At 35.9% G+C, this 502-nt stretch carries 1 protein-coding gene; it reads right to left on the bottom strand.

Features of this window, described 5'->3' with window-relative positions; genetic code table 11:
- A partial coding sequence (locus ACODS7_RS32525) for a plasmid pRiA4b ORF-3 family protein (protein WP_488828684.1) occupies window positions 1-415 on the bottom strand: 415 nt, incomplete at its 3' end.
- Window positions 416-502: the final 87 nt, after the last annotated feature.

The following is a 502-nucleotide window of genomic DNA, read 5'->3' on the forward strand; positions in this document are numbered from 1 at the left end:
CGATATCCTCTAAAGGAGCTGCATTTTCTCCTCCAATGCATGTTATTTCATCAGAGTTTTGATCGAGTACATCTTCAACTTGAATCTGTAGCAACCAGTGATCTCCAAAGTCGTATACATATTGAAAAATTTGCCCCTTCTTTTTGATTTGTTCAAGTAGCATGGTTCTATGAGCGCGCAGCATTCGAGATGGTGTTGTCAATTCCAACATGGAAAAGGGAATACTCGAATCAGGTGGATCCGATATAGTATATTTTCCTACAGTGAATTCAAATAAATGTTGGTGCTCCCATTGAAATAAGCATTGAATCACATCATGTAAATCATCAAAAGTTAATTTCGCAGGTAAAATAACTTTTCTCCAAATAGGGAAAGGGCATCCCACTAATTCCAAATGTAATTGATAGCATTTCATTCTTGTTTCCTCCCGTCTGAAGTAATAACATATTTCTCATTTTCACCGAAATCATGAGAAATAGATAGTAAAAGTCAAATGAAGGAA

This window comes from Bacillus sp. FG16 (assembly GCF_057809515.1).